The 13,155-nt window shown below is 52.7% G+C and carries 13 protein-coding genes, 2 tRNA genes, 2 rRNA genes and 1 riboswitch; of the genes, 14 read left to right on the forward strand and 3 right to left on the reverse strand.

Translation table 11 applies throughout. The annotated features are described in order from the left end of the window. From BZG80_RS01790 to BZG80_RS01845, 12 genes are all read left to right on the forward strand, one after another. A 23S ribosomal RNA gene (locus BZG80_RS01790) occupies positions 1-210 on the forward strand; the annotation flags it as partial. A gap of 86 nt (positions 211-296) precedes the next feature. Continuing rightward, positions 297-412, forward strand: a 5S ribosomal RNA gene (rrf, locus tag BZG80_RS01795). A 59-nt stretch (positions 413-471) separates the two neighbouring features. After that, positions 472-548 (forward strand) — tRNA-Asp (locus BZG80_RS01800). Between the two features lie 145 nt (positions 549-693). After that, positions 694-770: transfer RNA gene (locus BZG80_RS01805), tRNA-Trp, on the forward strand. A 257-nt stretch (positions 771-1,027) separates the two neighbouring features. After that, positions 1,028-1,408, forward strand: a complete 381-nt coding sequence (gene crcB / locus BZG80_RS01810) for a fluoride efflux transporter CrcB (RefSeq protein WP_021022180.1) — start codon at positions 1,028-1,030, stop codon at positions 1,406-1,408. A gap of 55 nt (positions 1,409-1,463) precedes the next feature. Then, positions 1,464-1,563: riboswitch (TPP riboswitch) on the forward strand. 94 nt (positions 1,564-1,657) lie between these two features. After that, positions 1,658-3,634 carry a phosphomethylpyrimidine synthase ThiC gene (gene thiC, locus BZG80_RS01815; protein WP_077678611.1) on the forward strand — a complete coding sequence of 659 codons (1,977 nt, stop codon included), beginning with the start codon at positions 1,658-1,660 and terminating at the stop codon, positions 3,632-3,634. Next, entirely contained in the window at positions 3,631-4,299 is a 669-nt protein-coding gene (gene thiE, locus BZG80_RS01820) for a thiamine phosphate synthase (protein WP_077461844.1), read from the forward strand. Before thiC ends, thiE begins: the two co-directional genes overlap by 4 nt. Beyond that, complete coding sequence (locus BZG80_RS01825) at positions 4,283-5,050, forward strand: HesA/MoeB/ThiF family protein (protein ID WP_077461845.1); 768 nt, start codon at positions 4,283-4,285, stop codon at positions 5,048-5,050. The genes thiE and BZG80_RS01825 overlap by 17 nt, the downstream gene beginning before the upstream one ends. After that, positions 5,034-5,231, forward strand: a complete 198-nt coding sequence (gene thiS / locus BZG80_RS01830; RefSeq protein ID WP_077461846.1) for a sulfur carrier protein ThiS — start codon at positions 5,034-5,036, stop codon at positions 5,229-5,231. Before BZG80_RS01825 ends, thiS begins: the two co-directional genes overlap by 17 nt. 2 nt (positions 5,232-5,233) lie before the next feature. Next, positions 5,234-6,007, forward strand: a complete 774-nt coding sequence (locus BZG80_RS01835) for a thiazole synthase (protein ID WP_077461847.1) — start codon at positions 5,234-5,236, stop codon at positions 6,005-6,007. After that, positions 6,007-7,158, forward strand: a complete 1,152-nt coding sequence (gene thiH, locus BZG80_RS01840; protein ID WP_077678612.1) for a 2-iminoacetate synthase ThiH — start codon at positions 6,007-6,009, stop codon at positions 7,156-7,158. The genes BZG80_RS01835 and thiH overlap by 1 nt, the downstream gene beginning before the upstream one ends. A gap of 13 nt (positions 7,159-7,171) precedes the next feature. After that, on the forward strand, positions 7,172-7,402 hold the full coding sequence (locus tag BZG80_RS01845; RefSeq protein WP_069361819.1) for a glutaredoxin family protein: 231 nt from the start codon (positions 7,172-7,174) through the stop codon (positions 7,400-7,402). Between the two features lie 54 nt (positions 7,403-7,456). Here the strand turns inward: BZG80_RS01845 and BZG80_RS01850 are convergent, their stop codons facing one another. Beyond that, positions 7,457-9,244: an aminopeptidase P family protein gene (locus BZG80_RS01850; protein WP_077678613.1), complete on the reverse strand. Its 1,788-nt coding sequence runs from the start codon at positions 9,242-9,244 to the stop codon at positions 7,457-7,459. A 63-nt stretch (positions 9,245-9,307) separates the two neighbouring features. Then, positions 9,308-10,288, reverse strand: a complete 981-nt coding sequence (locus BZG80_RS01855; protein ID WP_021022189.1) for a LysR family transcriptional regulator — start codon at positions 10,286-10,288, stop codon at positions 9,308-9,310. A 98-nt stretch (positions 10,289-10,386) separates the two neighbouring features. Between BZG80_RS01855 and BZG80_RS01860 the strand changes: the two genes are divergently transcribed. Next, positions 10,387-11,592 (forward strand): multidrug effflux MFS transporter, encoded by a 1,206-nt coding sequence (locus tag BZG80_RS01860; RefSeq protein WP_077678614.1) that lies wholly within the window; start codon positions 10,387-10,389, stop codon positions 11,590-11,592. A gap of 206 nt (positions 11,593-11,798) precedes the next feature. Then, the gene (gene tsrA, locus BZG80_RS01865; protein ID WP_021022191.1) at positions 11,799-12,092 is read left to right on the forward strand and encodes an H-NS-like global regulator TsrA; all 294 of its coding nucleotides are present in this window, start codon (positions 11,799-11,801) and stop codon (positions 12,090-12,092) included. An 83-nt stretch (positions 12,093-12,175) separates the two neighbouring features. Here tsrA and BZG80_RS01870 read toward each other — a convergent pair whose 3' ends face one another. Further along, positions 12,176-13,081: a DMT family transporter gene (locus BZG80_RS01870; protein ID WP_021022192.1), complete on the reverse strand. Its 906-nt coding sequence runs from the start codon at positions 13,079-13,081 to the stop codon at positions 12,176-12,178. Positions 13,082-13,155: the final 74 nt, after the last annotated feature.

The following is a 13,155-nucleotide window of genomic DNA, read 5'->3' on the forward strand; positions in this document are numbered from 1 at the left end:
TTGTGTCGCCAGACGCATTGCCCGGTAGCTAAGTTCGGCACAGATAAGCGCTGAAAGCATCTAAGCGCGAAGCTGGCCCCGAGATGAGTCATCCCTAGAGCTTCGAGCTCTCTAAAGGGTTGTTCTAGACTAGAACGTTGATAGGCAGGGTGTGTAAGCGCTGTGAGGCGTTGAGCTAACCTGTACTAATTGCCCGTGAGGCTTAACCATACAACACCCAAGAGGTTTTGGGTTGGACTTGAAATAAGCCAGTTGATTGTGGCGAGAACGAACAGCTTTCTAGATGACCAAATTTGCTTGGCGACCATAGCGCTTTGGACCCACCTGATTCCATGCCGAACTCAGTAGTGAAACGAAGCAGCGCCGATGGTAGTGTGGGGTCTCCCCATGTGAGAGTAGGACATCGCCAGGCTTTGATTACAATTGATTAAAGCAAAGAGATATAAGCCTTTAGTCATACAGAATTGGTGCGGAGTGGTAGTTCAGTTGGTTAGAATACCGGCCTGTCACGCCGGGGGTCGCGGGTTCGAGTCCCGTCCACTCCGCCACTACTTAGAAACCCTAGCTGAAAAGCTGGGGTTTTTTGTTATTGGCCGACCAGACAAATCGCTTTATAAATAAGCGATTAAACGTTTGACTAGTAATTGATGGTGGTAATTTGTCGCGAGATCGCTACAATAGGCAACTATCTACAGGGGTATAGCTCCAACTGGCAGAGCAGCGGATTCCAAATCCGCGTGTTGGGGGTTCGAATCCCTCTACCCCTGCCAAATATTAAAGCATCGACATCGTCGGTGCTTTTTTTGTATGTGAACATGCAAACCACAAAAAATCGTGTTGGGGGCTGGGCCGCCAGTCCGATCGAATCCCTCTACCCCTGCCAAATATTAAAGCATCGACATCGTCGGTGCTTTTTTTATGTCTACTGTCTGTGGTAGTAACCGCGCCTTTCTTCCTTTTTCTCCCTCCTGTTTCTTGTTCACATGTCGCGGTATGATGAGTTTTTACCAATCGAAAGGAGCACCCAGTGGTAAGCATATTGTGGGTAGGGCTTGGTGGCGCATTAGGGGCGTCCTCGCGTTTTTTAGTTTCAGAGTGGAGCGTCGCAGTGTTTGGTCGAGGATTCCCTTACGGCACCCTAATGGTTAATGTGCTGGGCTCATTAGCAATGGGCGTCTTTTTAGCGGCGATGAGCCAAGAGCTGATTGCCCCAGTGCCTTGGCGTCAACTGATTGCGATTGGCTTTTTAGGGGCTTTTACCACCTTCTCGACGTTCTCTGTCGATACCTTGATGCTGTTCCAACATGGAGAAACCGTGAAAGCCTTACTAAATGTTGGTTTGAATCTCGCCTTATGCCTCGGAGCGGCAGCGATGGGTGCTTGGCTGTTGGGACGTATTACCGGGTAATAGAAAACATCGCGTACGTCGCTTGTTGTTGCGGCGGTGATTTCTTATACTGGCGTTGAACTTGTCGGAGTGCCAATTGGCTGAGACCACATAAAGTGGGATCCGTTGAACCTGATCTGGTTAAGACCAGCGAAGGGAACAAGAGATGCTTCAGATCACAGACGCAACCCGTCTGCCATTTTGCTCACATCTCAAATTCAGCGTTTTCCGGCAAGCATTAATTCCCATAATGAACACCGGAGTAATGCTATGTCGACCCGTAAACAGGCCCGCCTTGAGGCCAAATCCTTTATCGATTCCCTCTCTGCGCAAACCTACCCTAACTCGGAAAAAGTCTATGTCGAGGGCTCGCGACCTGACATTCGCGTCGGGATGCGCGAGATCCATCTTTCCCCCACCTTTGTGGGCGGCAGCAAAGAAAAGCCTCAGTATGAAGACAATGAGTCCATTCGGGTTTATGACACATCAGGGCCTTATACCGACCCACAGAGTACTATCGATATTTACCAAGGCTTAGCGCCAGTGCGAAAAGCCTGGATCGATGAACGTGCCGATACGGAGTTTCTTGATGCGGTGAGCTCTGACTATGCCCAAACCCGCCTCAGTGATGAAACCTTGGATGAACTTCGCTTTAGTGCCTTACCATCTATCCGCCGCGCCAAACCTAATCAGTGTGTGACTCAACTGCATTACGCACGCCAAGGCATCATTACCCCAGAAATGGAATTTATCGCTATTCGCGAAAATATGGGTCGCCAGCAGTATCGTGAAGAGCAGCTCAATCGCCAGCACCCTGGGGAAAGCTTTGGTGCTCACTTGCCATCAAACATCACTCCCGAATTTGTGCGCCAAGAGATCGCCGAAGGGCGGGCGATTATTCCGGCTAACATTAATCACCCAGAAGCGGAGCCGATGATCATCGGGCGTAACTTCCTGGTGAAAGTGAATGCCAATATTGGTAACTCAGCGGTGAGCTCCTCAATAGAGGAAGAAACTGAAAAACTGGTATGGTCGACTCGTTGGGGTGCGGATACGGTGATGGATTTATCGACGGGCCGCAATATTCACGAAACCCGCGAGTGGATTTTACGTAATAGCCCAGTCCCGATTGGCACTGTGCCTATGTATCAGGCGCTTGAGAAAGTGAACGGCATTGCCGAAGACCTGACCTGGGAAGTAATGCGCGATACCTTGATAGAGCAAGCCGAGCAAGGGGTCGATTACTTTACCATTCACGCTGGGGTGCGTTTGCACTATGTGCCCATGACCGCCAATCGCGTGACTGGGATTGTCTCGCGCGGTGGATCGATTATCGCCAAATGGTGCTTGGCGCATCATCAAGAAAGTTTCCTGTATACCCATTTTCGCGAAATCTGCGAAATCTGTGCCGCTTACGACGTGTCTTTGTCGTTGGGCGATGGGCTGCGTCCCGGCTCAGTGGCAGACGCGAACGACGAAGCGCAATTCAGTGAGCTACGTACCCTGGGCGAGCTCACCAAGGTGGCATGGGAATACGATGTGCAGGTGATGATTGAAGGCCCTGGCCACGTGCCCATGCATATGATCAAAGAGAACATGGACGAGCAGCTCACCCATTGCCATGAAGCGCCTTTCTATACTCTCGGCCCGCTAACCACCGACATTGCTCCCGGTTACGATCATATTACCTCCGGCATTGGTGCGGCGATGATTGGCTGGTTTGGGTGTGCGATGCTCTGTTATGTCACGCCCAAAGAACATCTGGGTCTGCCCAATAAGGAGGATGTTAAAATTGGGCTTATCACCTACAAGCTTTGCGCGCATGCTGCGGACTTAGCTAAAGGACACCCGGGGGCGCAGGTGCGTGATAACGCCATTTCTAAAGCGCGCTTTGAATTCCGCTGGGAAGACCAGTTCAATCTATCCCTTGATCCGTTCACGGCACGCGCCTATCACGATGAAACACTGCCTCAAGAGTCGGGCAAGGTCGCACATTTTTGCTCGATGTGTGGACCGAAGTTCTGCTCCATGAAAATCAGCCAGGAAGTCCGGGACTACGCCAAAGAAAACGGCTATGCCGCCGCGGGTCAAGCGATTGATGTCGCTATGCTGGAAGACCCGTTAGCAGGCATGCAGCAAAAATCGCAAGAATTCCGAGAAAAAGGCAGTGAGCTCTACCTGCAAAAATCCCATCATTCGTCACCACAAGGCGCTGAGGTAGTGGACAGCGATAAGGTGGAGTCATGAGCCTGACCCCGTTTGCATCTATGTCTGAAGGTATAGGCCCATTATATCCGGTAGTGGACGATGTGGATTTGCTCGAACGCTTGCTTTGCTTGGGGGTGAAAACCGTGCAACTGCGTGTGAAGCAGCCAGCGCATCCACAATTGCTAGATTGGATACAGCGCGCGGTGGCATTGGGCCGCGCGCACCATGCGCAGGTGTTTATCAACGATCACTGGCAGCTCGCGCTTGAGGCTGGCGCCTATGGCGTTCATCTGGGGCAGCAAGACTTACAAGAGGCGGATCTTGACCGGCTCGCACGACAAGGCGTGCGCCTTGGCGTCTCGACGCGCAGTCCCGAGCAGCTCGCTGCAGCGGTTGAACTCACGCCCAGTTATCTTGCCATCGGCCATATTTTTCCCACCACCACCAAACAGCTCGCCGAGCCGCCGCAAGGCATTTCTGCGTTAGCACAGCAGGTGGCGACTGTTGATGGCCGTTTTCCGACGGTGGCGATTGGCGGTATTGATCTCGACCGAGCCCCTGACGTTTGGCGCACTGGCGTGGACGCCATTGCGGTGGTCCGTGCCGTGACGCAAGCGCCTGATTTAGCGGCGCGCATTGAGGCATTTGACCGCTGTCTTAATCCATCAAGACAACAAGGAGGGCGTGATGCTATCGGACAGTGAATACCTGCGTTATAGCCGGCAAATCATGCTGCCAGAGGTTGGAGAGTGCGGGCAGCAGGCACTTAAAAAGGCGCACGTGTTGATGGTCGGTGCCGGTGGGCTTGGAACCACCGCGGGTCTCTATCTTGCAGGCGCTGGCGTGGGACAGTTAGCGATTGCTGACTCGGACCACATTGAGCTATCCAATTTGGCGCGTCAGGTGGCGTATCGGGATGAGCAAATCGGCACCGATAAAGCCGCAGCGCTAGCCGCTAACTTGGGCGCGCTGAACCCACATTGCCAGTGCCGGGCCATCAATGCCTATCTCGAGGATGAGCGCCTGGCGCTCGAAGTGGCGATGGCGGATGTGGTGCTTGATTGCAGTGATAATCTCGCCACTCGTCATGCGGTCAACCAAGTCTGTGTAGAGACTGGCACGCCGTTGGTGAGCGCGGCCGCGATTGGCTGGCAAGGCCAGTTATTGGTTTATCAACCGCATAGTGCATGTTATGCGTGCGCCTTTGCAGACGTGACGCCCTCTGAACCCACACGCTGCGCTGAAGCTGGGGTAATGGGACCTGTGGTCGGCATGATGGCCACTGCGCAAGCGCTTGAAGGGATAAAATTATTATTAGGGCAGGCGGTCGGTACCAATCGCTTGTCACGACTGGATGGACAAACCATGACATGGCAGCACTTTTCGCTGCCTGTGCATCCGCACTGTGCGGTTTGTCAGCCAAAGCGGGAGGTAAGCGATGCAGTTAACCATTAATGACACGCCTACAGAGGTCAATGCCACGACCGTCGCGCAATTGATTGAGGAGATGAAGGTGCCGGCTGAATCAGTCGCGGTCGCGCTAAATCAGACCATTATTGCGCGCGATGCTTGGTCATCCACGTCACTTGCCGCTGGCGATAGCTTGGCGGTCTTTCAAGCGATTGCCGGAGGATAATTATGTTAACCATTGCGGATACGACGTTTTCATCTCGGCTGTTAACCGGCACCGGCAAGTTTGCCAGTCGCAAGGTCATGGCCGAATCACTGGCGGCCAGTGGTACTGAGCTGGTCACCATGGCGCTAAGGCGAGTCGATGTGCATGCCACACAAGACGATATTTTAACCCCGCTGCGTGAACTAGGTGTGCGCCTGCTGCCCAATACCTCGGGGGCGAAAAATGCGCAAGAAGCGGTGTTTGCCGCGCGTCTTGCTCGAGAAGCATTAGGAACGCCTTGGGTAAAGCTGGAAATTCACCCCGACCCTAAGTATCTGATGCCTGATCCGATTGAAACCCTTCAAGCGGCGAAAACGCTTGTAGATGAGGGGTTTGTGGTGCTGCCATATTGTCATGCCGATCCTGTGCTGTGTAAGCGTTTGGAAGAGGTGGGGTGCGCGGCGGTGATGCCCCTTGGCTCACCAATTGGCTCCAACCAAGGACTGGCCTCAATGGCGTTTCTCGACATCATTATTGAGCAAGCTCGCGTGCCGGTGATCATTGATGCCGGCATTGGTGCACCGTCAGATGCGGCGTTAGCGATGGAGCGCGGTGCCGATGCAGTTTTGGTCAACACCGCCATTGCCACGGCTGGCGATCCGATTGCCATGGGCGCAGCGTTTAAACAAGCGGTTGAAGCAGGACGCTGCGCGTATCGCGCTGGGCTGGCGGGCACACACAATCACGCCCACGCTTCTAGCCCCTTAACTACGTTTCTTGACGCTAAGGAGGCGTGATGAGCTTTTCTGAGCGGTGGGCGGCACTCGATTGGGATCATCATCGCCTTTCGATTTACAGTAAAACGCGCCAAGATGTCGAGCGGGCGCTGGCTAAATCCTCGCGCAATTTGGACGATTTCGCTGCCCTGATCAGCCCAGCCGCTGAAGGGTATCTTGAGGCCATGGCTCAGCAATCTGCGGCGCTGACGCGGCAGCGTTTTGGCTACACCATGGGGTTTTATATTCCGCTGTATCTCTCCAATTTGTGCGCCAACGTGTGTACCTATTGCGGTTTTTCGATGGAAAACCGAATCAAACGGCGCACGCTGGATGAAGCTGAGATCGCCGCCGAGTGTGAAGCGATCAAAAAAATGGGCTTTGACAGTGTGCTCTTGGTGACCGGTGAGCATGAAACCAAGGTAGGGCTCGAGTATTTTCTCCGCGCCTTACCGGTGGTGAAGCAATACTTTCATCATGTGGCGATGGAGGTGCAGCCGCTGGATACCGACGCGTATCGCGCCTTGGTGGCACAAGGTGTGGATGCGGTGATGGTGTACCAAGAAACCTACCACGCTCCAACCTATGGGGAACACCACAAGCGCGGGAATAAAACCGACTTTCACTACCGGCTGCAAACCCCAGATAGGTTGGCACAAGCAGGGGTCGATAAGATCGGTCTCGGCGCCTTGATTGGCCTTGAGGACTGGCGCACCGACAGCTTTTTTACCGCCCAGCATCTGGATTATTTGGAAAAGCAATACTGGCAAAGCCGCTATTCGCTATCTTTTCCGCGCTTACGCCCTTGCGCGGGGGCGTTACAGCCGAAATCGGTGATGACGGATAAGCAGCTGGTCCAGCTGATTTGTGCCTATCGGTTGTGGAATCCGCAGGTAGAGCTGTCGCTATCGACACGGGAGTCACCTCACTTTCGCGACAATGTGTTGCCGCTTGGTGTCACGAGCTTATCCGCGGCGTCAAAAACCCAACCGGGCGGTTATGCCAACCCTGAGCCACAATTGGAGCAGTTTGCCATCAGTGATGAACGTAGCGCGGCAGAGGTGGCCGCCAGCGTCCGTGCCCTCGGGTTTGAGGTGGTATGGAAAGATTGGGATAACATCTACGATGTCGCGCGTCAGGCGCAAATGGCTTCACAAACGGCAGCGGGTTAGCGACAATGCGGGCATGAAACGTATTACTGTATATGTGGGCCCGCGCTGTCCTCACTGTGAGGCGGCCAAAGCTTACTTGGATAAAAAAGGGCTGCGTTATCGTGTTGTCGATACGGCCACGCCCAAAGGCAAGAAGCTGCTGGCAGCAACAGGCTCGCGGGGTGTCCCGGTGATTTGCATTGGCGATACCACCTTGCGCGGCTTTTCGCCTAAAGCGGTCGAGAAAGCCCTGAAAGGGGAATAAAAAAAGCGTCCAATCGGACGCTTTTTGTTTTTTTATACTTAGTGAAGAGGCGACTTAACGGCTTAGCGGCGCGGTCGCTTGTTTTAACCAAGCTTGGTCTTGCTCATCTAAAGATGGGCTAACTTCATCCCACACGGTTTGATGATAGCGATTCCACCACTGGATTTCCGCCTCGCTGAGCAAGCTCACATCGACCAAACGACGATCGATCGGTGCACGCGTGAGTGAGGCAAACCCGAGCATCGTCATGTCGCCCTCGGTGGGCTTTTCTTCAATCAACTCGAGGTTTTCAATCCGGATCCCAAACGCCTCGGCGCGATAGTAGCCCGGCTCGTTTGACACCACCATGCCCGGCAATAGCGCGACGCTATTGGGCGCTTTGGAAATGCGTTGCGGACCCTCGTGTACGTCCAAGAAATGCCCGACACCGTGACCGGTGCCATGGTCAAAATCATAGCCGTGTTGCCACAAATACTGGCGTGCTAAGGCATCAAGCTGGCTGCCTGAGGTACCTTTCGGGAACCGCGCGGTGGCCAGCGCAATATGTCCTTTCAGCACCAGCGTGAAGGCCTTTTTGATCTCAGCGCTGCATTCGCCCACCGGCACGGTACGGGTAATGTCCGTGGTGCCGTCATAGTATTGGCCGCCTGAGTCGACCAAGTAGACATTGTTGCTCTCAATCACGCTCGGTTTGGGCTGATTGTTGTGGTTATAGTGACACATGGCCGCATTGCCACCGGCGGCGGAAATGGTATCAAAGCTTAAGTCGACCAGTTGATCGTCTTGTTGGCGGAATTGATACAGGGTGTCTGCGAGCACAGCTTCATCAGGGCGTTCACCGGCGTCGACTTGACGGTCAAACCACGCCAAAAAGCGAGTCACGGCAACACCATCGCGCACGTGGCAGGCTTGCATACCGGCGATTTCTTGCGGGTTCTTGGCCGCCTTTTCAAGCGCACATGGGTCTTGCGCTTCCACCACGGTGACTTGCGCTTGTTGGAGCGTGTCCAGTGTCCACGCATTGGCACCGTTTGGGTCGACCAATACACGTTGACCACTCAGCGCTTGCAGGGCATCAACCAGGCTATCAGGGTGCGCGACGCTCACTCCTTGGCCCACGTGTGCATCAAAGCCGTCGGGGAGACGGTCAGGGTCGATAAACACGGTGACGTCACCGGATTGCTTGATAATCGCTTGGGTCAGTACCACGGGCAAACGTGGGATATCGCGACCACGGATATTGAGCAGCCAACAGACGGCATCGGGTTGAGTGAGTACCGCGGCATCAAGGTTCTGATCGGCTAACTGCTGGCCAATGGTTTGACGCTTATCTAAACTGGCGCGGCCGGTTTTCTCTTCACCCAGTAAAATGGCAGGGCTATTAAGCGGGGCGGGGCGATCGTCCCATAAGCTTTCAATCGGGTTTTGCTCAACACTCACCAAAGCCAAAGCCCCATCCAGCGCGCGTTGGGTGCGTTTGTACCAAGCGACGCTATGCATGCGAGCGTCGATAGCCAGCTTGGCACCCTTGGGCAATTGTTGCTGGGCCCATTGCACCGGTGGCTCATCAATCAGGTGGCAGTAGTCAAACAGGCCGGCGGGGACTTGCTTACGGACTTGAACCACATAGCGGCCATCAACAAAAATCGCTGCCTTGTCGCGGGTGATCACCGCCGCCCCTGCGGAGCCGGTAAAGCCGGTTGCCCAGTGGAGGCGTTCGTTGTGCTCGGGCACATACTCACCGAGATATTCGTCTTCGTGGGGGATGAGTAGGGCGTCATAATCGTGTTGAGCTAGCCAGTGTCTTAGCTGCTCAACACGCTTGGTAAGGGTCGCGTCCATTATTCTTCCTTCTTTGTATGGGGTGAACTTGCCATGTTCGGCCACGCGTAAAAAACCAGTGGATTAGACCCTAGCGCGATGGGCGATAGGCTGCAATTTTGCCGGGCTAAACTGCTGACAGCGCGAAATAATTAAATCTTTCAGCCATTGGTGCCCCGGGTCATTTTCTTGATTTTGATGCCAAAACAAGGTGTACGCCATCGGCGGTATTGGCGTCGGTAACGGCCGTACCACCAAATTGAGCGACGCGGCAATATAATGCGCAAACTGGCTTGGTGAGGTAAACACCAGGTCGGTATAGGTACACAGGCTCGCCGCACTGTTAAAATCAGGCACGTACATGGCAATGTCACGCTCAATATTACGCTCTGCCAGTTTATAGTCCAACAACCAGCGATCATTTCCATCACATTTCACCTGTACATGTCGCAGTCCAAGGTAACGCGCTTCATCCCATGGGCCCTTGAGTGCGGGGTGATCGGCGCGCATCAAGACACACTGGTGATCTTGGCAAAGCTCTTGGTAGCGCACACCCTTGGGCGGCATCATGGTCAGCATGGCATCGGCGGGATTTAAATCTTTGCCGGTAATACCAAAGTCGATATTGCCACGGGCGAGACCATCAAAAGTGGTTTGATCCCAAGCGGCGGTATTGAGGGTGATCGATGGGGCGGCCTCTAACATATCGCCAATAAATTGGGGCAGCAGTAATGGGTAGGCGCTCTCTACAAGCGCAAAGCGAAAACAGCGATCACTTAAGTGTGGCTGAAAATGGTCAGGTTCGGTCATCGCCGCGATATCATTGAGCAAAGCGCGTAATTTAGGTTGCAAGGTTTGTGCACGAACCGTGGGTTTTAATCCGTGGGCGGCTCGAGTAAAAAGCGGATCGTTAAATTGCGATCTTAGCCGGGCCAGATTTTTACTCACCGCCGATTGACTTAAATGCAGGCGTTTGGCTGTGCCCGTGACATTGCACTCTTCTAAAAGTACATGCAAACACACCAATAAATTGAGGTCGGTACGTTGCAGTTGGTCCAAATCCATCTTTGGTATTCTCCTTAGGAATAACTGCTTTTACTATAAACCATTATGGTTCATATCCTGAAGCCACTATACTGCGTGCCTGTATAGAGGAGTAACCAATGACGCACACTGATTCACCGACATCAAATCGCTTACTGGTCGCCTTAATGGTGTTACTGGTGCTATTTAGCCCCATGGCGATTGATATTTACCTACCGGCACTATCGCATATGGCGGGTGACTTTAATGTGAGTCCCACTTTGGCTCAAGACACTGTGACCTGGTTTATGTTTAGCTTAGGTCTTGGTCAGCTGTTTGCGGGGCCGTTGGCCGATCGCTTTGGCCGTAAGCCTGTGGCTATTATTGGTATTTCGCTTTATGGCCTTAGCTCTTTGATGGCGTGGCTCGCCACCTCGATGGATATGATGCTGGTGGCGCGTTTGCTGCAAGGGTTTGGCGCGTGTGCAACCTCCGTGTGTGCCTTTGCCGCCGTCCGCGATCGTTTTGGTGCCGAACGCAGTGGCCATATGATTAGCTACTTAAATGGTGCGATTTGTTTTGTGCCGGCTCTAGCGCCTCTACTTGGTAGTTGGTTAACCCAGGTGTTTGACTGGCGTGCTAACTTCACCTTTATGCTCGGTTATGCGGTATTAGGGTTGGTGCTGGTTATCGTCTTTTTGCCCGAAACCCGACCATCGCATACTGATACCTCGGGCCGCCTATTCAGCTTACGCCGTTATTGGCAGGTGCTGCGTGTACCAACATTTACTTATCACATAACCCTTTGCATGTTGGCGATGGCGGTGATCCTCGCTTATGTCACCTCCGCACCTGTGCTGTTGATGGACAGATACGGTATCTCCATGAACAGTTTCACCTTTTGGTTTGGCGCCAATGCGGCGTTAAATATTGCCGCGGCAATGTTAGGGCCACGTTATATGCAAAAGTTTGGTAGCCGCCGGGCATTAAATATTGGCCTTATGATGCTGGTGGGATCGGGCGGGTTGATGCTGGCGCTTAGCCCCATCGCTGAACCTTGGGCCTTTATGTTGCCGATCTTTACCTCTTCATTCGGCTTTGCTTGGGTGTTAGGCGCGTCAGCTGGAGCAGCATTAGCGCCGTTTTCGGACCGCGCGGGCACGGCCGCGGCATTGCTCGGGTTATTCCAGATGAGCGGGGCTGGGCTACTCGTGAGCTTAACCCAGCGTCTAGGCTTATCGGCCAGTGATTTGATGACGGTGCATATGTGGTTATTAGTGCCGGGTCTGATTATTTTATGGTCACCGAAAGGTAAGCAATGGCATGCCAAAGTGGTAAAAAGCTAAATAATCAATAAAACAACGTCTCAGTTGGCAAACAATAATAAGACGTGCAAAACGCAGGGGTCTCGACAACCCATCATCCTTTTGCGCTGGCCTCGGCCAGCGTTTTTTTATTTTGCTAAACGTGCGTGGTTCAGAGTATATTTACTAAGCAAATCGAATTAACGCTCATTCCTTTTCGTTTTATATCCAAAGGTCAGTTATACACTATGTCATTATCGACAATCGAAATGGCGCGCGTCCTTGAACAACTTGAGGAATCGCCGGAAAAAATCATGTTTGGTAAATTATTGGTAGAGCTAGGCAGCCAAAGTGAAGAGCGTGTCCGTAGCGCCGCCCATCAAGTGCCGCTCAAATATTTACGCGAGCTGGTTTATCAATTTAATCACGTGATTGAAGATCGTCGTGCTGAGCGTATCGAGGAAATCACCCAAGGTTTGGAGCAAGATGGCCTGTCGGCTGACGAGCTATACCAATATATGATCCAGCGTAAGATGGGTTAATGCCGATTGACGCCGTGCAACGGGCGCCGTGCAACGGGCGCCGATCATTGTGAGCGGCATTGGCGACCCTTAAGCAATACAGATTACGCGCTCGCGGCAGGTTGTTTGCGCTTTTTCGGGGTACGCTGTTGGATCAGTAACCCCACTACAATAAAACTTAGCCCAACCAAGGTACTGATATGAATTGTCTCGCCAATAATGGTGGCCAGTAACACCAAAGAGATAAAAGGCGAAATAAAAATCAGATTACTGATCCGAGAGGTGTTCTGGGTATATTTCATCGCGCTCAGCCACAGCATAAAGGTTATTCCCATTTCGAATAGCCCGACATAACCGACTGCCAACCATCCTTGCCAAGGGATCCCTTCCCAAGTGCTTGTTAATCCAGCCAATAGCAAAGATACAGGCAGTGACAGAATAAAACAGAGCAAAATGCCGAGCACAGGATCAGCGCGATTTTTAGTATTAAGGACCCAAAAACCTGCCCACAATAACGTTGAGAGTAACGCCAAACCAATGCCAAGCGGGCTATCGAACTGGAGCGATAAAAGCTGGCCTTTGGTAGCGATCACAACCACGCCAAAATAGCCCAACGCCGCCGCAATCCAATCTTGACGACGAATCGTTTGGCCTAAAAACAATGCCGCCATTAATGTCAGAGTGATCGCCCAGCTGTAATTTAAAGGCTGGGCTAATGAAGCGGGTAACAGATCGTAAGCTTTAAAAAGCACCAAGTAGTAAATGAATGGATTAATCATCCCCAACACGCAATAGTAACCGGGTTGACGCCGAAAGGTCGGCCACAGCGCGTGAAGCTTTCCTTGCACAGCAGCAATAACGGTTAAAATTACTACCGACACTAAGCTGGCCGCTGCCAGCATTTGAATCGGTGTCATGTAGCTCAGGGTGATTTTGAATGCGGTTGCAACCGTTGACCATAGCAGTACAGCAGACAAGGCAAAGATCAGTGCCTTCCGTTCGTTATGCATGTTGCCTCCTTGCCAATATGCCTGTCGTTCCAGGCAGTCTACGCCATTGTAACTGACTGAGATAGACTGGACAT

This window comes from Salinivibrio sp. MA440 (assembly GCF_001996265.1).
GTDB lineage: Bacteria > Pseudomonadota > Gammaproteobacteria > Enterobacterales > Vibrionaceae > Salinivibrio > Salinivibrio costicola.